Annotated in this window: 25 protein-coding genes and 2 tRNA genes; 14 read left to right on the top strand and 13 right to left on the bottom strand. The window is 62.1% G+C overall.

The genetic code is table 11. The annotated features are described in order from the left end of the window. Positions 1-45 precede the first annotated feature (45 nt). Positions 46-522, top strand: a complete 477-nt coding sequence (locus KQ307_RS10360; protein ID WP_259727923.1) for an MAPEG family protein — start codon at positions 46-48, stop codon at positions 520-522. A gap of 25 nt (positions 523-547) precedes the next feature. Here KQ307_RS10360 and KQ307_RS10355 read toward each other — a convergent pair whose 3' ends face one another. Further along, positions 548-1462 carry an SPFH domain-containing protein gene (locus tag KQ307_RS10355; protein ID WP_259702239.1) on the bottom strand — a complete coding sequence of 305 codons (915 nt, stop codon included), beginning with the start codon at positions 1460-1462 and terminating at the stop codon, positions 548-550. A gap of 86 nt (positions 1463-1548) precedes the next feature. On the opposite strand from KQ307_RS10355, the gene KQ307_RS10350 reads away from it, so the two are divergent. Next, positions 1549-1992 carry an NfeD family protein gene (locus KQ307_RS10350; protein ID WP_259727922.1) on the top strand — a complete coding sequence of 148 codons (444 nt, stop codon included), beginning with the start codon at positions 1549-1551 and terminating at the stop codon, positions 1990-1992. Between the two features lie 23 nt (positions 1993-2015). Here KQ307_RS10350 and KQ307_RS10345 read toward each other — a convergent pair whose 3' ends face one another. From KQ307_RS10345 to ebsA, 3 genes are read right to left on the bottom strand one after another with little or no spacing between them, the layout of a single operon-like run. After that, a complete protein-coding gene (locus KQ307_RS10345; RefSeq protein ID WP_259727921.1) occupies positions 2016-2528 on the bottom strand; it encodes a DNA recombination-mediator protein A in 513 nt (170 codons plus the stop codon). Positions 2529-2555: 27 nt separating this feature from the next. Further along, positions 2556-3674 (bottom strand): phosphotransacetylase family protein, encoded by a 1119-nt coding sequence (locus KQ307_RS10340; protein ID WP_259727920.1) that lies wholly within the window; start codon positions 3672-3674, stop codon positions 2556-2558. Between the two features lie 26 nt (positions 3675-3700). Continuing rightward, positions 3701-4147 (bottom strand): type IV pilus biogenesis protein EbsA, encoded by a 447-nt coding sequence (gene ebsA, locus KQ307_RS10335; protein ID WP_259727919.1) that lies wholly within the window; start codon positions 4145-4147, stop codon positions 3701-3703. A 101-nt stretch (positions 4148-4248) separates the two neighbouring features. On the opposite strand from ebsA, the gene KQ307_RS10330 reads away from it, so the two are divergent. Then, positions 4249-4968, top strand: a complete 720-nt coding sequence (locus KQ307_RS10330) for a short-chain dehydrogenase (RefSeq protein ID WP_259727918.1) — start codon at positions 4249-4251, stop codon at positions 4966-4968. On the opposite strand, the gene map is transcribed toward KQ307_RS10330, so the two are convergent. Next, positions 4965-5825: a type I methionyl aminopeptidase gene (gene map / locus KQ307_RS10325; protein ID WP_259727917.1), complete on the bottom strand. Its 861-nt coding sequence runs from the start codon at positions 5823-5825 to the stop codon at positions 4965-4967. The genes KQ307_RS10330 and map overlap by 4 nt on opposite strands. A 55-nt stretch (positions 5826-5880) precedes the next feature. Between map and KQ307_RS10320 the strand changes: the two genes are divergently transcribed. From KQ307_RS10320 to gltX, 7 genes are all read left to right on the top strand, one after another. Then, entirely contained in the window at positions 5881-6213 is a 333-nt protein-coding gene (locus KQ307_RS10320) for a peptidase (RefSeq protein ID WP_259727916.1), read from the top strand. Between the two features lie 41 nt (positions 6214-6254). Then, positions 6255-6710: a 50S ribosomal protein L19 gene (gene rplS, locus KQ307_RS10315; protein ID WP_259702231.1), complete on the top strand. Its 456-nt coding sequence runs from the start codon at positions 6255-6257 to the stop codon at positions 6708-6710. Positions 6711-6773: 63 nt separating this feature from the next. Next, a tRNA-Trp gene (locus KQ307_RS10310) sits at positions 6774-6846 on the top strand. A gap of 36 nt (positions 6847-6882) precedes the next feature. Then, entirely contained in the window at positions 6883-7071 is a 189-nt protein-coding gene (locus KQ307_RS10305; RefSeq protein WP_259702230.1) for a hypothetical protein, read from the top strand. Positions 7072-7093: 22 nt separating this feature from the next. Then, on the top strand, positions 7094-7624 hold the full coding sequence (locus tag KQ307_RS10300) for an NADPH-dependent FMN reductase (RefSeq protein ID WP_259727915.1): 531 nt from the start codon (positions 7094-7096) through the stop codon (positions 7622-7624). A 178-nt stretch (positions 7625-7802) separates the two neighbouring features. After that, positions 7803-7876 (top strand) — tRNA-Asp (locus tag KQ307_RS10295). 40 nt (positions 7877-7916) lie between these two features. Continuing rightward, positions 7917-9356 carry a glutamate--tRNA ligase gene (gltX, locus tag KQ307_RS10290; RefSeq protein WP_259727914.1) on the top strand — a complete coding sequence of 480 codons (1440 nt, stop codon included), beginning with the start codon at positions 7917-7919 and terminating at the stop codon, positions 9354-9356. On the opposite strand, the gene KQ307_RS10285 is transcribed toward gltX, so the two are convergent. Further along, complete coding sequence (locus tag KQ307_RS10285) at positions 9327-10598, bottom strand: sodium:proton antiporter (RefSeq protein ID WP_259702227.1); 1272 nt, start codon at positions 10596-10598, stop codon at positions 9327-9329. The genes gltX and KQ307_RS10285 overlap by 30 nt on opposite strands. Next, positions 10595-10834, bottom strand: a complete 240-nt coding sequence (locus KQ307_RS10280; RefSeq protein WP_259702226.1) for a hypothetical protein — start codon at positions 10832-10834, stop codon at positions 10595-10597. Before KQ307_RS10280 ends, KQ307_RS10285 begins: the two co-directional genes overlap by 4 nt. A 53-nt stretch (positions 10835-10887) precedes the next feature. On the opposite strand from KQ307_RS10280, the gene polA reads away from it, so the two are divergent. Next, positions 10888-13953 carry a DNA polymerase I gene (polA, locus tag KQ307_RS10275; protein WP_259727913.1) on the top strand — a complete coding sequence of 1022 codons (3066 nt, stop codon included), beginning with the start codon at positions 10888-10890 and terminating at the stop codon, positions 13951-13953. 3 nt (positions 13954-13956) lie between these two features. Here the strand turns inward: polA and KQ307_RS10270 are convergent, their stop codons facing one another. Continuing rightward, positions 13957-14325, bottom strand: a complete 369-nt coding sequence (locus tag KQ307_RS10270; protein WP_259727912.1) for a nucleotidyltransferase domain-containing protein — start codon at positions 14323-14325, stop codon at positions 13957-13959. Between the two features lie 136 nt (positions 14326-14461). Beyond that, a complete protein-coding gene (locus tag KQ307_RS10265; protein ID WP_259727911.1) occupies positions 14462-14680 on the bottom strand; it encodes a HEPN domain-containing protein in 219 nt (72 codons plus the stop codon). 101 nt (positions 14681-14781) lie between these two features. Here KQ307_RS10265 and KQ307_RS10260 point away from each other — a divergent pair, with 101 nt between their 5' ends. Beyond that, positions 14782-16005 (top strand): aromatic ring-hydroxylating dioxygenase subunit alpha, encoded by a 1224-nt coding sequence (locus tag KQ307_RS10260; protein WP_259727910.1) that lies wholly within the window; start codon positions 14782-14784, stop codon positions 16003-16005. Between the two features lie 86 nt (positions 16006-16091). Further along, positions 16092-16553 (top strand): hypothetical protein, encoded by a 462-nt coding sequence (locus tag KQ307_RS10255; RefSeq protein ID WP_259727909.1) that lies wholly within the window; start codon positions 16092-16094, stop codon positions 16551-16553. 15 nt (positions 16554-16568) lie between these two features. Here the strand turns inward: KQ307_RS10255 and KQ307_RS10250 are convergent, their stop codons facing one another. Beyond that, positions 16569-17990: an undecaprenyl-phosphate glucose phosphotransferase gene (locus KQ307_RS10250; RefSeq protein ID WP_259727908.1), complete on the bottom strand. Its 1422-nt coding sequence runs from the start codon at positions 17988-17990 to the stop codon at positions 16569-16571. Between the two features lie 27 nt (positions 17991-18017). Further along, the gene (locus tag KQ307_RS10245; protein ID WP_259727907.1) at positions 18018-19274 is read right to left on the bottom strand and encodes a WcaI family glycosyltransferase; all 1257 of its coding nucleotides are present in this window, start codon (positions 19272-19274) and stop codon (positions 18018-18020) included. A gap of 524 nt (positions 19275-19798) precedes the next feature. Here KQ307_RS10245 and KQ307_RS10240 point away from each other — a divergent pair. Then, positions 19799-19960, top strand: coding sequence for a hypothetical protein (locus tag KQ307_RS10240; RefSeq protein WP_259727906.1), 162 nt, complete (start codon positions 19799-19801; stop codon positions 19958-19960). A 297-nt stretch (positions 19961-20257) separates the two neighbouring features. Here KQ307_RS10240 and KQ307_RS10235 read toward each other — a convergent pair whose 3' ends face one another. Then, complete coding sequence (locus tag KQ307_RS10235) at positions 20258-21142, bottom strand: FkbM family methyltransferase (RefSeq protein ID WP_259727905.1); 885 nt, start codon at positions 21140-21142, stop codon at positions 20258-20260. Between the two features lie 813 nt (positions 21143-21955). After that, positions 21956-22804 (bottom strand): sulfotransferase domain-containing protein, encoded by an 849-nt coding sequence (locus KQ307_RS10230; RefSeq protein WP_259727904.1) that lies wholly within the window; start codon positions 22802-22804, stop codon positions 21956-21958. Positions 22805-22977: the final 173 nt, after the last annotated feature.

Raw genomic sequence — 22977 nt, 5'->3', positions numbered from 1 at the left:
GCGAGCGGAGATCAGCTTAGAAAAGGACGGCCCAGCCATTCCCCCATGCTCGCCCTCCTTGCTGTCGCCATCCCGTCGGGCAACTCGGCGGCGCCCTTCGCCTGGTCGCTGGTGCTCTCCGGGGCCGTGGTGGTGCTCAGCCTGGTGCCCCTGGCGGCCGGCCGCTCCAAGGCCGATTTCACACCCGGCGATCTGGCCGCCCCCCGGGCGATGTTCGAGCGGCTGCCGGCCTGGGGGAAGCGGGCCAGCTGGGCCCACCAGAACAGTTTCGAGGCCTTCACGCTGCACGCCCCCGCCTGCCTGCTCTGCCTGCTGGCGGCTCCGGCCGTGCTGGCGGCCTCACCCCTGGCAGCCTCACCCATGGCAGCCGTGGCCGCCTGGCTCCACCCGGCCCTGCGACTCGCCTACATCGGTGCCTATGTGGCCAACATTCCGCCCCTGCGCAGCCTCTGCTGGATCGGCGCGCTGCTGAGCACGGGCCTGCTCTACAGCGAAGGGCTCAAGGCGCTGCTGCGCAGCTGAACGGAGGAACTTCCCCGGAGGGATCTCAGCTGCCGCCCTTCTCCTGCAGCCCCTTGAGAGCGGCAAGCAGGGAAGCCGGACTCTGGGGATCCACCATCAGCACAGATCCCCCCTTGCTTGCTGCCATCGCCTGGCCCATCGCCATCCAGTCTTTGGCCAGCAGCAGGCGCAGGCCCTCGGCGGCCGCCGGCTGGGAATCAATCACGGCGGCCAGCTCGGTGGCGGCCTGGGCCCTGGCCTTGGCGAGCAGAAGTTGCTGTTTGGCCTGGGCGTCGGCGTCGAGCAACACCGCCTCCTGCTTGGCCTTGGCATCGAGCACCAGGGCTTCTGCCCGCCCCTTGGCGGCATTCACCTGGGCTTCCCGCTCGCCCTCGGAGCGGAGGATCGCCGCCCGCTTCTCCCGCTCAGCGGTCATCTGCTGCTCCATCGCCTGCTGCACCCCCTGGGAGGGCTGGATGTCGCGCAGCTCTACCCGGGTCACCTTCACCCCCCAGGGGTCAGTGGCCTGATCCAGCTCGTTGAGCAGGGTCTCGTTCACCTCCTGGCGGGTGGTGAAGGTCTGATCGAGGTCGAGCTTGCCCATCTCGGCGCGGATCTGGGTGAGCACCAGGTTCACCATCGCGGCCTGCAGATTGTCGACGCCGTAATAAGCGCGGGCATGCTCAAGCAACTGCCAATACACCACCGCATCCACCACGATCGAAACGTTGTCGCGGGTGATGCACTGCTGCGGCGGGATATCAAGCACCCGTTCCTTGAGTGATTCATGGCTCACCACCCGCTCCATTCCCGGAATCACCAGGGAGAGGCCAGGCCGCAGCTCCCGGTCGTACTTGCCCAGACGTTCCACCAGCATCGAGCGGCTGCTGCTGGTGACCTTGATGCCGCTGATGCCCAGGCCAGCCAGCACCGCCAGAACCGGAAGAAGCAGAAATTCCATCCAGAGACCATCGCTGGGACCACGGTAGGCAGGATGGTGTCAGCGGATGGCGACCGGTACCCGCTTTCCCCGTCTTCCCCTCCCCTGTGAATCCCATCCTCTGGTTCGCCCTGGCGGCGGCGGTGCTGACCCTGGAGCTGGCCGGAGCCGACGGTGACGGCCTGTTGCTGATCGCCGGGCTGGCCGGCCTGCTGCTGACCCTCCTGAGCGCCCTGCTTCCGGCCGTGCCGGCGGGGGCGCAACTGGTGCTGTTCCTGGCGCTGGTGGCGGCTGGTTACGTCGCATTGCGGCGATGGTCGGCGGGCCGGCAGGCGCGGACGATCCCACCCTCGGCCCGGGCCGAGCTGGCCGAGGTGATCAGCCGCTTCGAGGCCAATGGCGAAGGGAGGGTGCGCTGGCAGGGCCAGAGCTGGGCCGCCATCAACCTGGCCCCCGGCGAGCCGCTCTCCCCAGGCGCCCAGGTGAATGTGATGGGCCGGGAGGGAACCTGCCTCCAGGTCCTGCCCCGCCACGACTCCCTGCCTGGTTGATCCCGAACTGGAAAAACGCCGGGCTAATCGAAGAACAGCAGGCTCACAACCTTGCCCATGTCTTCGGCGCTGCGGCAGCTTGAAAGCAGGGTTTCGCTGTCGTGGAAGGCAAAGCAGATCAGCTGATCGGAACGGCCGATGATCTCCTGGTTGCAGAGAATGCTGGCCATCGGCAGGGGCAGGTCGTCGTGTTCCGGCTTTTCGACGAGATGGAGCACCTGCTCGAGTTGCTCGCGGGATTCACCGGGCTGGCGATCCAGGCTCTGGGGAAGCAGCACGGTGAGCCGGGCGGGGTCGATGCCGAGCACACCGCGGATCACCGCCGCATTCACACCCTGGGATCCTGAGGTGACCAGGTTGTGGCCTTCCTGGGCCAGCGAACGGGAGACCAGCTCGACGAGATGGATCGATACCACCGGCACATGGCGGCTGCCGAGAATGGCGATGCGGCGTTTGCCCGTGTCCTGAAGCAGGGCCAGTTCCTGGGCGAGGGTGTCAATCCGGTCGAGAGAAGGAAGATCGAGGGACCGGGTCACCGAGGTCGCGCAGCCAGCCGGATGAAACTAGCAGCGCCCTTGCGGGGCAAGCCCACTCCCCAGCTGAAGCCGCTCGAACAGGCGATCAAAACGGCAGTGCTCCTCCACCAGGCGAATGGCGTAGCTGGCCTTCACCGATTCATGCAGCCGCACGTGGCCGAAGGCCCGCTCAATCACCTCCACGGTGGTGAGGGTGTCGTGATCAACCTTGAGCACGGGGACGTCGAGTTCCTCCGCACGGTTGATCAGCTGGGGGAGCGGATCCCCCGCCCCGGTGAGGATCAGGCACTGGGTGGAGGCCTCCAGGGCCGCCAGCTGGATGTCGGTGCGATCAGCACCGGTGACCACGGCCATGTTGCGGCGGCGGCGGAAAAACTCCATGGCTGAGTTCACGTTCATCGCCCCGATCGAAAGGGTTTCAACCAGGAGATCAAGGCGCTCGGGGCAGCAGAGCACGCTGGCGCCGAGTCGCTCGACCAGCTCTTCCACGGTGACGCTGCGCAACAGGGGGCTGCGGGGCATCACCCCGAACACCGGCAGACCGACCTGTTCGATCGCCGGCACCAGCTCGGCCCGCAGCGATTCCACATCTTCAGGATTGACGGCATTGAGCACAACACCGGCCAGCTGGTCACCGAGCTGCAGGCGCGCCTGCAGCAGGGGCTCGATGCTGCGGCTGTCCTCCCAGAGATGGACCAGCACAACCGGCGCCTCGAGCCCCCTGGCCAACTGCGGCAAGCTGAGGCCGTAAAGCAGGCCTTCATTGAGACTGCCGGCGGCTTCGAGCAGGTTCACCCCGTCGGGGTAAGCCGCCAGTTGCTGCTGCAGCCGCGTGAACCCATCCCCTGGCGCCAACCGCCCGGCCAGGAGGCGATCCCTGGCGGTTTCAGCCGCCTGGAGTGCGAGGGAGGCGATCAGGCACTCCGGGGCGAGGCCCAGGGTGCTGCCAACGAAGGCGACGTCTGCGTCGATCAGCGCAGCGGGGGGTGAGGCGGGAGACATCCGGCCCTGGCGCAGGCTGGTGGCGAGCGGCTTGCCGAAGCGAATCTGCACTCCCTGCCGAGTCAGCAAACGGGCCAGTCCGAGCGACAGGGCTGACTTGCCGCTGAAGGGATCGCAGGACCCGATCAGCAGGGTGCTGCTCATGAACGATCTCGATCAGGATGACCAATCTAGGTGGCGGGCGAGCCGGGACTCTCGCCTAGCAATAGCCAGCGCCAGAACGTTTCGGGAAGGTCGTCCTCGCCGCGGGTGGCCTGGGCCTCCAGCAGATCCATCAGCCAGAGCACCAGCTGATGGCTGGGCAGGGTGAAGTTGTAGACCAGCCCCTGACTGGCCGGGAAGGTGAGAACACAGGCCACAGGTTCCTGGGGTGCCGCCACCGGCTGCCAGCGCAGCTCGAACGGATGGACGCCTGCCGGCCGCAGCTGTCGGCGTCCACTCACCTGACGGGCCTCGAGCAGATCGAGGGCAAGTTCAAGCCAGGACTCCCGCTCAACCCCACCGCAATAGGGAGCAAACAGGGCGGAAATGGCTGGATCAACGTCCAGGGCGGCGGGAATGGCCTCGAAGCTGTCCACGGTCGATGGGGGCGAGGCGAAGGGGGGGGGGCGTGCCAAGGATGACGCGTTTGACCAGGATGGCTTCATTCCCGCTGACTGTCGCCCCGATCAACGAACCCCGCCACCGCCCAAACTGAGCGGGCCTGCATCACCCTCCCGTGCTGCTCCCCCTCAGCGATCGAACCGTGGCGGTCAGTGGTGCCAGCGGCGCCCTCGGCATGGCCCTGCTGCTGCAGCTTCACCGCCAGGGGGCATGGCCGATCGCCCTGACCACCAAGCCCCGGACCCTGATGCTCGACGACGGCGCCGGTGGGACAATTCCCCTGCGCAGCGTCTGCTGGAGCTGTGGGAGCGAGGCGGCCCTCGCCGAACTGCTCAGGGAGGTGGACATCCTGGTGATCAACCACGGCATCAACACCTTCGGGGATCGAGACCCAGGCGCAGTGCAGCGGAGCCTGGAGGTGAATGCCCTCAGCGCCTGGCGGCTGATCGAGCTGTTCCTGTCACTGCCGGAGCGCCCGGCCGGCCAGCCGGGCCGGGAGCTCTGGGTGAACACCTCCGAAGCGGAGATCCTGCCGGCGATCAGCCCCCTCTATGAGATCAGCAAGCGCCTGCTGGGCCAGCTGCTCAGCCTGCGGGCGCTCGACCGTCGCGGCGACAACCCCTGCCGCATCCGTCGTCTGGTGCTGGGACCGTTCCGATCCGGGCTCAACCCCTATGGAGTGATGGGGGCTGATTTCGTGGCTGGGCAGGTGATCGCCCAGGCCAGGCGCCACTGCGCACTGATCATCGTGTCGCCGAATCCGCTCACCTATGTGCTCACTCCTCTGGCCATGGCCCTGCGCCACGGCTATTTCCGCTTGACGAGCAGGACCTAGAAATCCCGGTCGGTGAGAATCTCGCAGCCGTCGCTGGTCACCACGATCGTGTGCTCCCACTGGGCTGAGAGGCTGCCGTCGCTGGTGACGACCGTCCAGCGATCGGCGAGGGTGCGGCAGCCCTTACCGCCGGCATTGAGAATCGGCTCCACCGCCAGGGTCATGCCGGCCCGCAGGGTGAGGTTGGGGAGGTCCCGGGTGCGGAAGTTGAACACCGAGGGCTCCTCATGCAGGTTCCGGCCGACGCCGTGGCCGGTGTAGTCCTCGACAACACTGAAACCGTGGGCCTCGACGTGGTCCTGGACCGCGCCGGCGATATCGAGCAGGGTGTTTCCAGCCTTGATCCTGGCCAGGCCCTTCATCAGCGATTCCTGGGCCACCCGACTGAGCAGTCGGCTCTGCTCGGAGGCCTCACCGACACAGAGGGTGACGCAGCTGTCGCCGTGGTAGCCCTCGAAGTAGGCGCCGGTGTCCACCTTCAGGAGGTCGCCAGAGCGGATCACCCGCTTTTGACTGGGGATGCCGTGAACCACCTCGTTGTTGATGCTGGCGCAGATGCTGGCCGGAAAGCCGTGGTAGCCCTTGAAGCTTGGCGTGGCGCCCATGGCGAGGATCCGCTTCTCGGCATGGCGATCGAGATCGGCGGTGGTCATGCCGGGGGCGGCCAGATCGATGATTTCGCGCAAAACAGTGGCCACGATGCGGCTGGCCTGACGCATGATCGCGATTTCCCGCGCTGATTTGATCTCGACACCACGGCGTCCTTTCTGGATGCGGGGGCCGGTCTGCACCGCTGTTGCCGGGGAAGCCTTCCTGGCCGCGGTGCTGGAGGCGAGCAGATCAGCGAACAGGTTCATCAGCGGGCGCCTGGACACTTCAGACTCTCAACCTATCAACTTTCCCAAGCCGACCATGCAAGCCCTGGCGAAACTGCGGCGCTGGCACGGCCTGCTGGCCCCGGTCGTCCTGGCCCCCCTGCTGGTCACCGTGGCCAGCGGCATGAGCTACCGCCTGCTGCGGGACTGGGCCGGCTTCAGCCGTGATCAGGCCCACCTGCTGATGGTGCTTCACGAAGGGGAATGGCTGGGCAGTCAGGGCGAAACCATCTACGTGGCCCTCAACGGCCTGGGGCTGCTCTGGATGCTGGCCACCGGAGCGGGCCTGCTCATCCAGAAATGGAGTCGTCGAGCCGTGGCCGGTCGCAAGGCGGAATCCCCCACTGCTCAAACCGAACCCGAAAGCTGAGGCGGTACACTTGTTGTTTGGCCAGAAACCTCGGAACTGGGATGGCAGCGGAACTCAACGACACCGATTCAGCGGCCACAGCCGAAACAGGATCCCCGGGCGGAACCACAGCAGTGGCTGAGAAGCCTGTGGCTGCAAAGCTCTGCGCCTACGACCTGATCAAGGCCTTTGAAGCCGAGCAGCTCAAGCCCGAACTTCCCGAGATCTACGTCGGGGACACCGTGCGGGTGGGGGTGCGAATCAGCGAAGGAAACAAGGAGCGGGTGCAGCCCTACGAAGGTGTGGTGATCGCCAAGCGTCATGGCGGCCTCAACGAAACCATCACGGTGCGGCGTATTTTTCAAGGCATCGGGGTGGAGCGGGTCTTCATGCTTCACAGCCCTCAGGTTGCCACCATTCAGGTGGAGCGTCGCGGTAAAGTCCGTCGTGCCAAGCTGTTCTACCTGCGCGATCGGGTCGGCAAGGCCACCAGGGTGAAGCAGCGCTTCGACCGCTGAATCCTGGCTTTTCACCACTCGTTCGGGTGCCGATTTCGGCACCGGACCAAAGGGCATCTTCTTGCGCCGTTAGTTCAGTTGGTAGAACGCAGGTCTCCAAAACCTGATGTCGGGGGTTCAAGTCCTCCACGGCGCGCTCGTTGCCCTTCCCTGCCCTTTCCTGGTTCCGGATATGGAGTTGGATCTACAACCCGGTGATGTGGTCAAGGTGCTCGAGTCCGCCGCCCTTGGCTGGGTTCGGGCCCGGGTGATCCGGGTCAAATCCGGTGGACGCGTCGTGGTTCAGAGCGACCAGGGCAGCGAGTTCACGGCCCGGGGCAACCAGGTGAGGTTGATCGAGCCAGCCGGATTCCGCCCCTGATGCACGTCACGGCCTTCCCCTGATGCTCGTTCTCGCGGCCAGCAACGGCAAGAATCTGGAATTGGCCAGGCAGATCTTGCTCTGTGCCGAATCCAACTCAGAAGCCAACGCCGCAGCTGGCTCAGGCGCCGCAGAGCTGATTGATCTGGTGGCACTGAACCTTCCCCTGTTCACGCCGGTGCAGCAACCCCAGGGTGCCGGACCCGGCCTTGAACAGCTGGCCTCCGCCCTGCGCCGGCATCGGCGACTCTGGGTCTGCGCACCCGAGTACAACGGCAGCCTGCCGCCAACCCTGGTCAATGCGGTGGCCTGGCTCTCCACCAGCACGGCCGATTTCCGCAACCTGTTCCAGGGCATCCCGGTGGCGCTGGCCAGCCACAGTGGAGGCAGCTCCCAGAAAGTCCTCAGCGGCATGCGCCTGCAGTTCTCCCACCTCGGTGCGGTGGTTATCGGCCGCGAGCTGCACAGCAACAGCCAGAAGGGTGCCAATCCCGAGAGCATCGCAGCCATGCTGGCGGAACTGCAACGGCTGGAAGCTCCTCCCCTGGCCTGAAGCCTGTTCAGCGGCAGGAGGCGGGTGAACTGCTCCGCTCAGGCGACTTGCCCCGGGAGCTTTCGTTAGAGGCTTTCAGTAGAGAGCTTCAGTTGACGGGTTCAGTTGACGGCGGGACCCGTGATCGCAGATACTCTTAGGGTTGCACGGGCAACACAGGACGGTCAGAAGCCGCTCTGGGACTGTAGTTCAACCGGTTAGAGCACCGCCCTGTCACGGCGGAAGTTGCGGGTTCGAATCCCGTCAGTCCCGTCTGGCCTCATCAGCCACCTTTTTTCAGGAGATCGATCCAGTGACGGTGCGGGTACGCCTGGCTCCCAGCCCCACCGGCACACTTCACATCGGCACGGCCCGCACAGCCGTTTTCAACTGGCTGTTCGCCCGCCACCATGGCGGCGCATTTCTGCTCCGAATCGAAGACACGGACCGGGAACGTTCCAGCCCGGCCTTCACCGCCAACATCCTCGACGGCCTCGCCTGGCTCGGCCTCAGCTGGGACGGCGAGCCGGTGATCCAGAGCGAGCGGCTCGAGGCCCATCACGCCGCCATCAGCCAACTGCTCGCCAGCGGCCATGCCTATCGCTGCTACATGAGCGACGCGGAGCTGGAGAGCATGCGGGCGGATCAGAAAGCCGCCCACGCCGCACCACGCCACAACAACGCCCACCGCGACCTCAGTGCGGCCCAGCAGCAGGCCTTCGAGGCCGAAGGCCGTGAGGCGGTGATCCGCTTTCGCATCGACGCTGACGCCAGCATCGACTGGAACGATCTGGTCAGGGGGGCCATGCATTGGAGCGGCGCCGATCTCGGCGGCGACATGGTGATCGCCCGCCGTGCTCCGGCCACCGCCATCGGCGATCCGCTCTACAACCTTGTCGTCGTCGTTGACGATGCGGCCATGGCGATCAGCCATGTGATCCGCGGCGAAGACCACATCGCCAACACCGCCAAGCAACTGCTGCTCTACGCAGCGCTGGGCCTGCCGGAGCCGGTGTTCGCCCACACGCCCCTGATCCTCAACGCCGAGGGCCGCAAACTCTCGAAGCGTGATGGGGTCACATCCGTCGCCGATTTCCGCGACCTGGGCTATACCGCCGAAGCCCTGGTCAACTACATGACCCTGCTGGGCTGGTCGCCTCCAGACGAGATGGGCGAGCGCTTCTCCCTCGCCGAAGCGGCGGCGGTGTTCGGCTTCGAGCGGGTCAACCGGGCCGGAGCACGCTTCGACTGGGACAAACTCAACTGGCTGAACGGACAGGTGCTGCATGAACGCAGCCCGGCCGATCTGTGCCACGACCTGATCCCCCTCTGGCAGGCGGAGGGCTGGTGGAGGGCCAGCGAAAATCCCGAATGGGCGGAAGAACTGGCAGCCCTACTCGGTCCATCCCTGGTCACCCTCCAGGACGGCATCGAGCAGGCCAGGCCTTTCTTCCTCTGGCCCGGCTGTGATGCGGCCGCCACCACCCAACTGGCGATACCCGAAGTCCAGGCGGCCCTCTCAGCCCTGCTGGAGCACCTGCCGGGCTCCGAGCAACCACTCACCGCCGCCGCCGCCCAGGAGCTGCTGGCCGCTGCAGCCAAGGCGGCCGGAGTGAAGAAGGGGGTGGTGATGAAAAGCCTGCGGGCCGCCCTGCTCGGCAGTCTTCAGGGTCCCGATCTGATCACCACCTGGCGGCTGCTGCACAGCCGAGGCAGCGACCGCTCACGACTCGAGAACAGCCTCACGGCCTGAACGATCGTCACTCGGCTGGGCTGTTGCCTCCTCCGGCCGCACCAGGCCCAGCACCCGGGCCAGGGGCGTGGCCGTGAGTCCCTGGATGCCCACCGTCATCAGGATGGTGAGAAACACCAGACCCTTCAACTGGGCGGCGCCCGGCACACCAGCCAGCTCCAAGCGCAGGGCGAACAGGCTGGCCACCGCAGCGGTGACGATTCCACGTGGCGCCAGCCAGGCCAGGAGCACCTTCTGGGGCACGCTGAGCGGCAATCCGGCCGTGGCGAGCAGCATCGACACGGGCCGCACGGCCAGCATCAGCGCCAGAACGCAAGCCACCCCACCCAGGCCCAGGGGGCTGAGATCGCCCCAGGACAGATCGGCGGCCAGCAGGGGAAACAGGATGCTGATCGCCAGCTGGGCCAACTGGCGGATCAACCCATCGAGCTGGGCCGATCCGGCCGCGTCGCGACGGCCCACCATCCAGCCGGCCGCCACCGCCGCTGGCAGCCCCGACTCGGGCAGCAGCAGGTCACAACCGGTCACCATCAGAAACAGGATGCCGAGGCTGAGCTGGAGTCGCAGACCACTGCCTGGGTCCACCGGCAGGCGAGCCAGCAGGGCGTTGAGGAGAAGGCCCGCCATGCTGCCGATCAGCACGCCACCGCCGAGCCGCAACACCAGATCAAGGCCCAGCGCCCGCCAGCCCGACAGTCCGCCCAGCACCAGCTCCAGCAGCAACAGGGCGAGCACGGCCCCGAACGGCTCCAGCACCAGCCCTTCCCCCTCCAGCACCTCCCCGAGGGGTGGGGCCAACCGCATCTGCTGAACCAGCGGCGTCACCACGGTGGGGCCGGTACCCAGCACGATCGCGCTGAACACCGCCGCCAGGGGCCAGCTCAGGCCCGCCAGCCAGTGGGCGGCGACCATCGCCGCCGGCAAGGCCAGGGCCAGGCGCACCAGCACGATGCGCAGCACCGCCAGTCGCGACACGTCCCCGGGCAGGCTGAGCTTGAGGCCGCCATCAAAGAGCACCAGGCTGACCAGAAGAGCCACCACGGTTTCGAGTCCGCTGCCCAGCTGGAGCGGATTGACCAGGCCGAGGCCGGAGCGGCCGATCACCAGACCGGCGGCCAGCAGCAGCACCACCGCGGGCAGGCCGGTGACAACCGCCACCAACTGGGCCAGCGCGCCGGAGAAGAGGGTGATGCCCCAGAGCAGCTGGAGCCGCTCAGGAGCGTCGGTGACAGGCAGGGTCAATCTTCAATCGCGCCGTACTGGGGTTCGATCCGGATCGCGCTGACGGCACTGGGGCGAAGCACGAGGTATTCGCCGTCGAGATCGCCGATCGGCACGTTCACGAAGGCGTCGGCCGCTCCGGCGTTCAGGACGCCGTACCAGGCCTGGAAAGCATCGAGGCTGGCGAAGTGCACCAGCTCATGATGGCCTCCGACCAGGAGCAGATGGATGGCGTAGCGGCGGGGTTGACGTGCCATGGCGGCGGTTGCGGCCAGCCCACAATGGCCCCGCTGGTGGCAGGCTGGCGCGAATGAAGCCAGCCTCCACTGTTTCATCTCCTTCTTCCACCGCTTCGGGCGGTGGCCAGCCCCTGCTGCTGCTGGTGGATGGCCACTCCCTGGCCTTTCGCAGTTTCTATGCGTTCGCCAAGGGAGGTGAGGGAGGACTGGCCACCCAGGCGGGCGTTCCGACCAGCGTCACCTACGGCTTTCTCAAGGCGCTGCTGGAGAACGTCCGCGGGATGACCCCTCAGGGTGTGGTGATCGCCTTTGACACCGCTGGACCCACCTTCCGCCACGACGCCGATGCCACCTACAAGGCCCACCGCGACGAGGCTCCCGAGCACTTCTTCACCGACCTGGCCAACCTTCAGGAGATCCTCTCCGAAGCCATGGATCTGCCTCTCTGCATGGCGCCTGGCTACGAAGCCGACGACGTGCTCGGCACCCTGGCCAACCGGGCGGCGGACGCCGGCTGGCGGGTGCGCATCCTCTCGGGAGACCGCGACCTCTTCCAGCTGGTTGACGACGAGCGCGACATCGCCGTGCTCTACATGGGAGGCGGCCCCTACGCCAGGAATTCCGGGCCGTCGATGATTCGCCGGGAAGGGGTGATCGCCAAGCTGGGGGTCAGCCCCGAGGAGGTCGTCGACCTCAAGGCGCTCACCGGGGATTCCAGCGACAACATACCGGGCGTGAAAGGGGTGGGGCCCAAGACCGCGATCAGCCTGCTGCAGGCCCATGGCGATCTCGATGGCATCTACTCAGCCCTTGATCAGCAGAAGGGAGCTCTGAGGACCAGGCTGGAAACCGACCGGGAGAAGGCTTACCACTCACGGATGCTGGCCGAAATCCTGATCGACATTCCGCTGCCGAGTGAACCGCGGCTGACCCTCGGCTCGGTGAACGGAGCCGACCTGGAACGTCGGCTGCAGGACCTGGAGCTGCACAGCCTGGCGCGCCAGCTGGCGGCCTTCGAGAAGGCATTTTCGGCCGTCAGCAAGCCCAAGGACACTGAGCTCAAAGAAACCGGGCTCAAAGAAACCGGGCTCAAAAAATGCGAGCTCAACAACACTGAGCCCAACAACACTGAGCCCAACAGCACAGAGCCCGAAAGCCCCGAGCCGGCCTCGGCCGCCGCCGCCAGCCCGTCTCCAGCACCGGGAGCGCACTCAGAGCCGCCGCCGGGCCGGTTGCCTGCCCTCAACCCGGAAATCCTCTCCACCTCCTCCCAGCTGGAGGCCTTGGTGGCACGGCTCTGGGCCAACACCGATCCGGCGCAGCCTGTGGCGCTCGACACCGAAACCACCGCCCTCAACCCGTTCAAGGCCGAGCTGGTGGGGCTCGGCTTCTGCTGGGGAGAAGGGATGGCCGATCTGGCCTACATCCCGATCGGCCACCAGCCCCCGGCGGCCGCTGATCTGCTCAGTGCGCCGGCGGCGGCACCAGGGCAGTTGCCGCTGGAAGCGGTGCTCACGGCCCTGGCCCCCTGGCTGGCCAGCGACGCCCACCCCAAGGCGCTCCAGAACGCCAAGTACGACAGGCTGATCCTGCTGCGCCATGGCCTGAGCCTGGGCGGCGTGGTGATGGACACCCTGCTGGCGGATTACCTGCGGGACGCCAATGCCAGGCACGGCCTGGAGGCGATGGCGGAGCGGGAATTCGGCTTCGTGCCAACCGCCTTCGGCGAGCTGGTGGCCAAGGGCCAAAGCTTCGCCGCGGTGCCGATCGAGGCGGCGGCCCTCTACTGCGGCATGGATGTGCATCTCACCCGCAGGCTCTCGACGCTGCTGGCGAGGCAACTGGCGGCAATGGGTCCCCAGCTGAGTGCGCTGCTCAGGGAGGTGGAGCTGCCGCTGGAGCCTGTGCTGGCCTTGATGGAGGCCACCGGCATCCGCATCGACACGGCCTATCTGGGAGAGCTGAGCCTGGAGCTGGGCGACCAGCTGCAGCGGCTGGATCAGCAGGCCAAGGCGGCCGCCGGAGTGGAGTTCAACCTGGCCTCACCGAAGCAGCTGGGCGAGCTGCTGTTCGACACCCTGGGGCTGGACCGGAAGAAATCCAGGAAAACCAAAACCGGCTGGAGCACCGATGCCGCCGTGCTCGAGAAGCTGGAAGACGACCACGCGGTGGTGCCGCTGGTGCTGGAGCACCGCACCCTGAGCAAGCTCAAAAGCACCTACGTGGATGCGCTGCCATTGCTGGTGGAACCTGAGACGGGCCGGGTGCACACCGATTTCAACCAGGCGGTGACCGCCACAGGGCGATTGAGCAGCAGCCATCCAAATCTACAGAACATCCCGATCCGCACGGTGTTCAGCCGGCGGATCCGCAAGGCGTTTCTGCCCCAGGAAGGCTGGAACCTGATCAGCGCCGACTACTCCCAGATCGAGCTGCGCATCCTCACTCACCTCAGTGGCGAGGAGGTGCTGGTGCAGGCCTACAACGACGGCGACGACGTGCACGCCCTCACGGCCAGGCTGCTGCTCGACAAGGACGTGGTGAGCCCGGAAGAGCGGCGCCTCGGCAAAACGATCAACTTCGGGGTGATCTACGGCATGGGCGCCCAGCGCCTGGCCCGCGAAACCGAGCTGAGCGTCGCCCAGGCGAAGGACTTCCTCAGCCGATACAAGCAGCGCTACCCGAAGGTGTTCGCCTTCCTCGAGCTGCAGGAGCGCCTGGCACTCAGCCGCGGCTACGTGGAGACGATCCTGGGTCGGCGGCGCCCGTTCCCCTTCGACCCGGGCGGCCTCGGGCGGCTGCTGGGCACCGATCCACTGGCGATCGAGCTGGAGGTGGCCCGGCGGGCCGGCATGGAGGCCCAGCAGTTGCGGGCGGCCGCCAACGCACCGATCCAGGGCTCCTCCGCCGACATCATCAAGCTGGCGATGGTGAGGCTGCACCACGAACTGGCCGCGGAGGGACTGCCGGCGCGGCTGCTGCTTCAGGTGCACGACGAACTGGTGCTCGAAACCGCCCCGGAGGCCACCGAGGCGGTGCGCGCCCGGGTGAAGGAGGTGATGGAGAGCGCTGTTCAGCTCAGCGTGCCGCTGCTGGTTGAAACGGGGGTGGGACCGAACTGGATGGAAGCGAAATGAGGGCTACGCCTGACGGCGCCAGATCCAGCGGGCATCGCGCTGGAGTTCCTGGGCCATCCGCTGACCAGAGGCCATCAGGATGTCCAGTTCGCCGGGGGTCAGCACCAGTGCATCACAACTGAGCGGCAGTTGTTCCAGGGGCCAGTCCAGCAACCTGGCTTGCTGGCCTCCCTCAGCGGCGGAATCGATCAGCAACAGATCCAGATCACTGCCCACTCCGGCGGTGCCGCGTCCGTAGCTGCCGAAGACACCCACCCGTTGCAGGGATGGGTGAACCTGACCCTGGTCCTCGGCCCAATCGGAAAGCTCACGCAGCACCAGGTCCGCATCAGGCCAGCGCAGCACGGATTGCGTCAACAAGCGAACGGGCATGGCGAAAGGCGTCCTCGCTCTGCAAACGGCCGAAATGATCGGTCGAGGCACCATCAGGAAGGCTATCGGGGTAACGGGTGGGGATAAAGAGCATCAAGAATCCGCAGGCGATCTTCCAGATCGGTAACGGCCAGGGTCAGGGCCTCTTGATCCGGAGCGGGCAGATCACGGAAGGCCCGGCCGAGGCCATGGCCCCAGTCTGCTGACCACGCTGCAAATACAAAGCCTTGAGCGCCTTTTCCACAGCCTGATGGCAAGCAAAGCAGGCCCATTCATGGTGGCCGGCTTCGGCACCGACCGTTGCCAGTTCAAGGTCGGCGAGGGCCTGATGCAACCAGTCGGCGGAGCGGTTCATTCAGACGGGCCAGGAGCCGAAAGCCGAGAATGGCACCGGTTCAGGGCAGGCACCAGCCAGGCTTGCCGCCGTAGGGTGCTTGCAAGCGCAATGCCTGCAGCATGGATGAGCGGCAGCGTTCCGATTGGGCACGCTCCCTGCGGGAACCCGAGGCCTTTGCCAACGAACAGGCCTGTTTTCGCCCGATCTGGACCCTGCTCGGACTCACCACCGACATCCCCAGCGACAACGACTGGATCCGTTGCAACCTTGCTGGAAGCTCCGTTTTTGTGCAGCGTTTCGGCACGACGATCCGTGGATTCGAGAACATCTGCCGGCATCGTTTCCACCCGATTCGCACCAAAGCGAAGGGGAGCGGAATGGTGCGCTGCGACTTTCACCATTGGGTCTACAACCAGGCAGGGGAAGCCGTCGGCATTCCTCAGTGCAAGAAGCTGTTCGGGGGTACACCCAGGGATTTGGGGGTGCGGTTGCGGCCGGTGGAGATCGCCACCTGCGGGTTCCTGATCTTCGGGCGCTTTTCCGAGCAACCGGCCACCGCACCAGGCTCAGCCGAGCCCACCGAACGGGAGCAATCGGCAACCAGTGGGGCTGAATCGCTGCAGGAGTACCTGGCAGAAGCCTGGCCGATCCTGGCGGCGATCTGCCAGGTGAACAACCCGCCTCACACCGCCTGCAGCTCCGTGAAAGCGAACTGGAAGCTTCTCTATGAGCTCACACTGGAGGAATACCATCTGTTCGCTGTGCATCCATCCACCTTTCGGATGCTTTTCTCCGTTGATCCAGCCCATTTCGGCACAACCGGCTATCTCAAACCTGAGCACGCCCACTACCCACGCTTCGGGCGCCACAGTGCCTTCTTCTTCAAGGGAAAGCCTGGCAATCTGACGGCAATGGCCGGGGATTGCCGGGATGGCAGCTATCGCCCGAGTGGCTACCGGATTCTGCAGATCTTTCCGAATCTTCTGATCAATCACTACCAGGTGTTGCAGAGCTGGTATGTATCGATCACCCAATATGTTCCAGAAGCTCACGATCGCACCAGCGTGCGCAGCTGGTTTTTTCAGGCCCCGTTTCCGATCGAAGACAGATCCTGGTTTCACAGCCTGCTGCGGCGGATCACGGAACCTTGGTTGCCGTTCTTCGTGGGCCCCAACCTGCGCCGGCTCACCGGGGAAGACCATGCGGTCTGCGAAACGCTCCAACCGATCGCCGGCCAGATCACCGCTTCGCCTCTGCTCGGCGGCGAGGAACAACGGATCGGCTGGTTCCGGCAGGCCTATGGCGCTGTGCTGGGCGGGGAAGACCCCCTGAGCGGCAGGTGAGCGATCCGGGATCGACCAAAGACCGAAGGGCGCCGCAAAAGCCAGAACCTGCGCAAGGATTGCCTAAGCACGAGACACGGCGCAGCATGCAGGCAGGCAATGGCGAAACCGGGCAGAACATCGCCAGCGAGCGGAAGCCACGTCAGCGCAGCCGCCGCCGGGAACTGCTCTGCCCGGCCCACCCCGAGCAGAAGCTGGTGGGGAACGGCAAGAAGTACTTCCTGCACCTGCTTAGCCCAGAGCAGCTCAAACAGCGGGGCATGCCGGATGGCAAGGCCCGGCTGGTGATCAATGCCTTCCCGGTGCTGGTGCTGAGCAACGAGTGGATCGAGGAACTGTTCTGCGCGGAATGTGGGGCGTGCCACTGGTGCCATGTGATGCGGCTGGATTCGGTGCAGCACACAGTCCGCTGGGCGCCCCGCGACCTCTGGCAGCAGGTGGCCCATGTGGATCCAATCGGCGGCAACCCGAGCGTGAGCCAGTTCACCGCCAGGCAGGCTCGCCGTCACAGCCGCAAACGCAGCGACGGCAAAGCCTGGTTTGGCTGAAAAAGGCAGGTTCGGCTAATAGGCGTTGGGGGACGACAAGCCGAACACAGTTCGCAGCAGAATCTTCACGTCCAGACGCAACGACCAGTCCCGCTGGTAGCGGAGGTCGGCCTCGATCCGGCTGGCCATCGATTGAAGCGTGGCCGTTTCGCCGCGCCAACCCTCCACCTGGGCCAGCCCGGTCATGCCCGGCTTGAACTGGTGCCGCTGCATGAAGGCGGTGATCTGAGTGCGGTAAAGCTCGTTGTGATCAACGGCATGGGGCCTTGGACCCACCAGGCTCATTTCACCTTTGAGAACATTGATCAACTGGGGCAGTTCATCAAGAGACCAACGGCGCAGATAGGCCCCGAGGGGGGTGATGCGCGGGTCGTGGCGAGTGGCTTGAACCAGCCCGGCCTGATCGCCAGCCTCCATCACCGTCATGGTGCGGAATTTGAGAATGCGAAACCGTTTTCCCTTGAACCCATAGCGCTCCTGAGAAAACAGAATCGGCCCCGGGCTGGTGAGCGGAATCAGGACGGCGATCAGGATCAGCAGAGGGGAGAGAGCCACCAACAACACCAGCGAGCCAACCAGATCGATCACCCGTTTGGCCTGGCGATCGAGGTTGGCCTCAGGAGGCACCCAGAGGCCGAACACCAACTGGCTGCCCAGCCGCTCTACGTTGAAGCGCATGCCTTCCTGGGCCCAGTGGGGCACGTAATAAACCGGCAGGCAGGTATCTCCGAAGAAGCGGATCACCTCAGCCATCGAAAGGTGACTGGAGCGTCGATCGGGCGAATAGCTGAAGTAGATCTGATCAGCCGTGTTGAATTCCAGCCAGCGTCGCAGCTCCGAAAGCCCTCCCATCGAAGCAGGCATGCTTTTCGGGAGAAGGGTGGTTTCCGCCGAGGGAGACTCAAACCAGGCCACCAACCTCAGACCCAGGTGGGGCTGGGCAAGCAACTGGGCATGGAAGCTGCAGGCTGTAGCCGCAGGCCCCCAGTAGATCACGTTACGGCTGTTACCACCTTTGGCACGGTGTTTGCGCAACAGGTGGCGACCCCACAGATGGCAGAAAAGCAACCAGCCAAGGCTGAACAGCGACCAGACGCTGACCGTGAGGCGAGAGAAGTTCTCGCTGGTTTTGGTGAGAAAAGCGATCAGCAACAGGATGGTGATCATCGCCACCCAGCTCAGCAGCAGGCGACGGAGCAACAGCAACAGGCTCTGCTGCCGGTAGCTCTGATAGATGTTTCCCTGGCTGAGAACGATGAACGAAACAACCAGAATGAGGATTCCAGCCTGGTGATCCAATCCTCCCTGGCGGATCTCGAACTGACTGTTCCACCAGGACAGCAGCAGGAAAGACTCGCCGATCACCAGAGGATCCAGCCATCGCTGAATGCGGTTGAGATCCTTGCTGTACAGACGCAGCAGCCCACTGGACTTCATCAAAACCTCAGCTCAAGATTGAAAATATCAGAGATTTATCAAATTATCTTCGAATTTGCTCAACACCGCATCCCGATCCCAGTCGCGCAAGGCCCGCTGTCGGGCTGCGCCCCCCATCAAAGAACGCAGGGCAGGGTTGTCAGCCAGCTCACGAGCGGCCACTGCCAGCGAATTGGCATCTCCAGGAGGGGTCACCATTCCACAGGGGCTGGCTCCGGTGATGACGGCAGCAAGGCCGGTCTGCCGTTCGGCTGTGGCCAGCACGGGCCGACCACTGGCCAGCATGGCCAATAACTTGGAGGGCATCACCACATCAGCGGCCCCGGCCTGCTGTGGAAGCAGGTGGATGTCGGCGAGCTGGAGCAGGGCGCTGAAGCACTCAGCAGGCTGCAACGGCAGAAAACGTACGCGGGGCAGGGAACCGCAGGCGGCTTCGAAGGCGGCTCGGGTGGGACCTTCACCACAGAAAATCCAATGCAAGCGGGGATGATCAGCCAGCTGCAGGGCGGTATCGGCAAGCACCTCCAGACCCTGCTTGCAGTTCATGCTGCCGGAGTAAAGAGCCACCACGGCATCAGCGGGTATGGCCAGTTCTTGGCGCCAGGCCAGTTGGGCGGGTGAGGCAAGCGGCTCAATCGCCGCGCAATCAACCCAGTTGGGAAAAAGCCAGATCCTGCGGGAAGCGACGCCCTTGAGCGCAAGCCGGGCGCACATCGCCGGCGAAATCGTTGAAACAGCCGTGAATCCCTGCAGAAAAACCCGCTCGATCGCTTCGGCGCAGGTGCGGACGGGCCCACCAGCCAAGAATCCGAGCTCGAATGCAGCATCGAGTTCAAAATCCTGAATGTGCAGAACGGCAGGCACCGGACGCCCGCGCAACCGGGCCAAGGCAGTGAACAACAGGGCCGGAACGGTGCAGCAAAAGGCCGGAGCGATCACTAGCAGCTTATCGGGGGGATGGCGAAGCTGGCCCAACAACGGAAAGGCGGATGAGAAAGCGAAGGAAGCGAGATGAACCAGCCGTTTGATGGTGCTGGGGAGGTGGGGCACCCAGAGCGGGCAACGGCGAATCAACAGGCTGCCCTGGCCGAATTCTCCGGTGTGCTCAACGGCGTAGCGGTTGCGAAACGGAGGTTGGAGTTGCCACTGAGGGTAGTAGGGAGGCGCGGTGATCACCTGCAATTGATGCCCACGAGCTGCCAGCCAGCTGGCCAGTTCGCCGGTGTAGCGACCGATGCCGACGGGCTCAGGAGCGTAGTTGAGGCCGAGAATCAGCAGACGCATCGGGGAAGGCTAGAGAAGAGAGGGGGGTGGAGGCTTAGCCAAGGGCCACAGGATCAGGCGTACCAGTCTCGGTAGAATAAAAAAATGCTGCGGGAATAAAGCAGCGTTACCAGGGTTTGATCAGCAAGAGTCAAACGCTCAGCAAGCGGTTCGTCAGCGCAACAGACTTCCACCGAGCGTTGGTCCTCCAGCAGAATTCAGCAGAGCTAAGCGCCATTGAAGCGATATAGTTGGATCCAGCAACTTTTTGATCTTGTAATTTTAAGGCGTACAAGCTTCTCGTGCCATGAACCTAGAGGGGGGCAGGCCAACTTCAAAACAAAATCCAGGCAGAGCGAAGAAAAGCTAATGTGCTGCTTCGGCTTGAGTGCATCTCAGCGCTGTGACTGCAGCAGCGAGGCATCCGGGCTGAGAAAAGAACCAAAGGGCAAACAAAAATTACTAGAAATGTCAGAAAAGTTTCAACGAGACTTCGCTCAGACGCCTAAGACTTCCTGAGCAAGGGTAAGGAGAAAGAGATTTCGTTGACTCGTATCACCACCGATGAGAATCATGGCCAGAAAGGGCTATCGGCACAGACTTTCGATGAAGGCATCCGAATTGACTTTGCACAACTCTTCATACTACTCGGGAGTCAGGAGCAACAGCAAGGGAAGTTGGAGCAAGGCAAGGATGTGGAGCAATGAAAACAGAACGAGAGTTCCAAAGAGAGAAATCCATATAAAAGAAATCGAGCTAAACAGCATACACTGCGCTAATCAGGCTGAGCAAATAGTTGATTAGAAGGCACTGTTGACAATGCCTTTGCAAACATAGCCAACAGGATTAATTGACCGCTCCTCAACTCAGTAACAAGCAATAAGACTGATGGGGTAGTTCTCGTCAATCAAACAATCTTCATGGTCTGAAGGGAACATTCAAAAGAGTACTGACAAGCCCTGAAATCTGGGCTTGTCTACAGGAGGAGAAAAAACATTAAGCTATCATAGAGTAATGTTACCAATCCTGACTCTTGGGGCCGTGCTGCAACGATCTTGCACGAATGCAAGGTCACGGATCCAAAGCTGATTGTGGGATTCCTGGGGCATGGAATTCGCACTCGCTGGCTCCAGTGAACGGTCAAAGAGGTCGTAATTGAAGCGTGAAAAGCCAGCATCATGCATCGTTCGCTGCAAAGACGGAGTATCAGCCTCAAGGAGCACAGCCTTGAGCTCAGGGTTGCGCAAGGCACTGGTCGCTCCACGCAGCACTTCTGGCTCGAAACCTTCCACATCCACTTTCCATAAAATCGGCGGAGAATGATGGCTCAATAGCTCGTCAACTACAGCTACGGGAACTTCTAGGGTTGGCTCGTCGGTTGCGGCCGTGAGCAGGCTCACAGCCTTGTTTGTGGTATCGCGGCTCGAGGTGAAACGCAGGCTGCCAGCCTCAGCGCCAACCGCCAAGCAACGGGCATCCACTCGGGAATAAAGATCATTCAAGCGAAGGTTGCGCTCAAGACGGGCAAACGTGGCAGGGATTGGCTCTAGTGCGATGGTGTAAGCCTGTATGACACCGCTAGCAAGAATTGTGTATGTGCCCACGTTCGCACCAATATCAAAAAAGACATCTCCAGGCCTCAAGAAGTGAAGTACGAAGGCCATGTCGATGGCTTCATGGAGACCGCAGTACACATTCATTGTGGCTCCTGTCATACCCTTTTCAATCACCAGCACTGTCTCGCCTACCCAGGAGAACACCACAGGCATGCGAAGCATTCTCGTACTAATTTGCCAGCGGAGAAAGCGAGACACAGTACCCTGCATATCCTTGCTGGCCAGGGGATGCCGCTGCCAGTAATGAAAAAGAGAAAGAAGAGGATGTTTCATGAATGGGATCAGGGGTGTGGTTGAACGAGCAAAGTCTGCATGGCCACAATGGACTGACAGGCGCAACCAGCAGTCATCATTTTAATGACAATTTAGCTGCATGAGGTGAAGATATTTTTACAATGTGGAGACCACTCAATCCTAAAATTGCCTGGCATACCAGGATGCCTGGCATCTTCATTGCAATCGTAAAATATACCACTAAAAACAGATGTCCTGGCGATGTTGAGCCAGGGTCTGAAGAACTTAGATTTCTGCATATCTAATTATAGTGGCAAAATTCATTGCGGTAACTAGGATCAGGGCAGTTTATTGAGCGTCCGTGGAGAAGACCGTCACTGATCTACTAGCAACTGACCCCTGTTAATATGTTGAAAATTGTGGGGAAAGCCGCTGGCCTTCGCGAATTGTGCGCTGAGGCGAGCCACTGATTTGGTGATGCTGAGACTCTGAAATTTCGAGCAAATTCTGATCGACTGAATACAGTACGCCCTATCCGAATTTGCCAGGCTGCTACCCCTCATCCCGTTGACGCCACAGCAGATATTGTTGTGTTCGGGTATAACAGAACAGCATGAACAACAATATCTGTAAAATCCTTGAAAAGGCCAATCGCTGATCTACGCACAACACGCTCCTAGGTGCTGGACTGAAACAGATTGCGGAATGGCTTGAGATTGGCAAATAGGAGCCGATGCGTAGAGTTCAAGCTCATGGTCACGACCAAAGAAAATCAGTAGAGGACTATCTGACTGAATTTGGATCCAATGATGTTCTAGTTTTGCAGCTTCTAAATAAATCAAGGATAGAGCGTTAATCAGGCACAGTAGGACGGTCGAAGTTCCAGTAAGATTCGTCCTTGCCCCATTCAACAAGAAACTCCAAGCTGCCAGAGTATAATGAATCCAAAGTTTTAGCATACGCCAACGAACCCCATACAGTTGGAGAACGAAGAGCAGCAATATCACTGGATTTGCGACCAAAGAGGGAAAACGTCAAGGATTGAAAACCGGATGGAATGATACTCCTAATTGGATAGGCCAAGTTCTTAATTTTTACAATAGAACTGGGTAGGGCTACAGTCTTATCACTAACGCCATGAGGGGAGAGATCCCAGCAAGAATGAGGACTAATCCGAAGAAAGCTACAACAATCTTCGAGTACGCATAGAGGCCTTGCCATTAAGTCCTCAGAAAACAAAACCATGATATGATTTTTGGGGAATATCTTTAAAAAATGAGAAATCTGAGTAGAGTAGTCACTAGTTAGAATATAGTCAGGATTATGTAGAACTGAATCAGAGAAGGAAGGGATAGACAAATAGTTTAAAACTCTATATCGCCATTCCGAAACAATACGATCCAATGGATTTCGCGCAATATAAATAATTCTGACATCACCCAAGCCAGCAGCGATCTGACTGGCAACATGTGGGTAGAGATGACATTTTGAGTAGTTAACGCTGGCCTCACCCCTGGCAGAACAAGTAGCAGAATCAGCAAATAGTGACTCATACCAAGCCCATCCACGATGAAAGTTTTCAGAGAAAAAACCAGGCTCCTTTGGATTCGAAACATAAACTTGAGGATGCTGAGAAAGAAATGCAGCAAGACTTGTGGTCCCGCACTTTCCAGCTCCGATAATAAGAAAGTTTGGACGCATTAAACCAGCCTTAAGGTGAAAATAATTAAAACAAGTAAAATCATACCTGACGAAAATCTAACGTTAGAGTAGGAGCCAGAAATGCAAAACCAAGAGCTATTTAGCCTATCAATATTGCACTTTACAAATGAATTAAAACCGGAATACAAAATGAAGGATGAATGGATCAAAAT

Origin of the sequence: Synechococcus sp. CS-1326 (genome assembly GCF_025128115.1) — a bacterium.
Classification (GTDB): Bacteria; Cyanobacteriota; Cyanobacteriia; order PCC-6307; family Cyanobiaceae; genus Regnicoccus.
Note: the sequence above shows the minus strand (reverse complement) of the source record. Positions and strands in the feature narration are given on the sequence as shown.

Coding starts and splice junctions, on each gene's coding strand:
- KQ307_RS10360 (WP_259727923.1), top strand. CDS start 46: ATGCTCGCCCTCCTTGCTGTCGCCATCCCGTCGGGCAACTCGGCGGCG.
- KQ307_RS10355 (WP_259702239.1), bottom strand. CDS start 1,462: ATGGAATTTCTGCTTCTTCCGGTTCTGGCGGTGCTGGCTGGCCTGGGC.
- KQ307_RS10340 (WP_259727920.1), bottom strand. CDS start 3,674: ATGAGCAGCACCCTGCTGATCGGGTCCTGCGATCCCTTCAGCGGCAAG.
- map (WP_259727917.1), bottom strand. CDS start 5,825: ATGAACCTGTTCGCTGATCTGCTCGCCTCCAGCACCGCGGCCAGGAAG.
- KQ307_RS10320 (WP_259727916.1), top strand. CDS start 5,881: ATGCAAGCCCTGGCGAAACTGCGGCGCTGGCACGGCCTGCTGGCCCCG.
- rplS (WP_259702231.1), top strand. CDS start 6,255: ATGGCAGCGGAACTCAACGACACCGATTCAGCGGCCACAGCCGAAACA.
- KQ307_RS10305 (WP_259702230.1), top strand. CDS start 6,883: ATGGAGTTGGATCTACAACCCGGTGATGTGGTCAAGGTGCTCGAGTCC.
- KQ307_RS10300 (WP_259727915.1), top strand. CDS start 7,094: ATGCTCGTTCTCGCGGCCAGCAACGGCAAGAATCTGGAATTGGCCAGG.
- KQ307_RS10280 (WP_259702226.1), bottom strand. CDS start 10,834: ATGGCACGTCAACCCCGCCGCTACGCCATCCATCTGCTCCTGGTCGGA.
- polA (WP_259727913.1), top strand. CDS start 10,888: ATGAAGCCAGCCTCCACTGTTTCATCTCCTTCTTCCACCGCTTCGGGC.
- KQ307_RS10270 (WP_259727912.1), bottom strand. CDS start 14,325: ATGCCCGTTCGCTTGTTGACGCAATCCGTGCTGCGCTGGCCTGATGCG.
- KQ307_RS10265 (WP_259727911.1), bottom strand. CDS start 14,680: ATGAACCGCTCCGCCGACTGGTTGCATCAGGCCCTCGCCGACCTTGAA.
- KQ307_RS10260 (WP_259727910.1), top strand. CDS start 14,782: ATGGATGAGCGGCAGCGTTCCGATTGGGCACGCTCCCTGCGGGAACCC.
- KQ307_RS10255 (WP_259727909.1), top strand. CDS start 16,092: ATGCAGGCAGGCAATGGCGAAACCGGGCAGAACATCGCCAGCGAGCGG.
- KQ307_RS10250 (WP_259727908.1), bottom strand. CDS start 17,990: ATGAAGTCCAGTGGGCTGCTGCGTCTGTACAGCAAGGATCTCAACCGC.
- KQ307_RS10245 (WP_259727907.1), bottom strand. CDS start 19,274: ATGCGTCTGCTGATTCTCGGCCTCAACTACGCTCCTGAGCCCGTCGGC.
- KQ307_RS10235 (WP_259727905.1), bottom strand. CDS start 21,142: ATGAAACATCCTCTTCTTTCTCTTTTTCATTACTGGCAGCGGCATCCC.
- KQ307_RS10230 (WP_259727904.1), bottom strand. CDS start 22,804: ATGCGTCCAAACTTTCTTATTATCGGAGCTGGAAAGTGCGGGACCACA.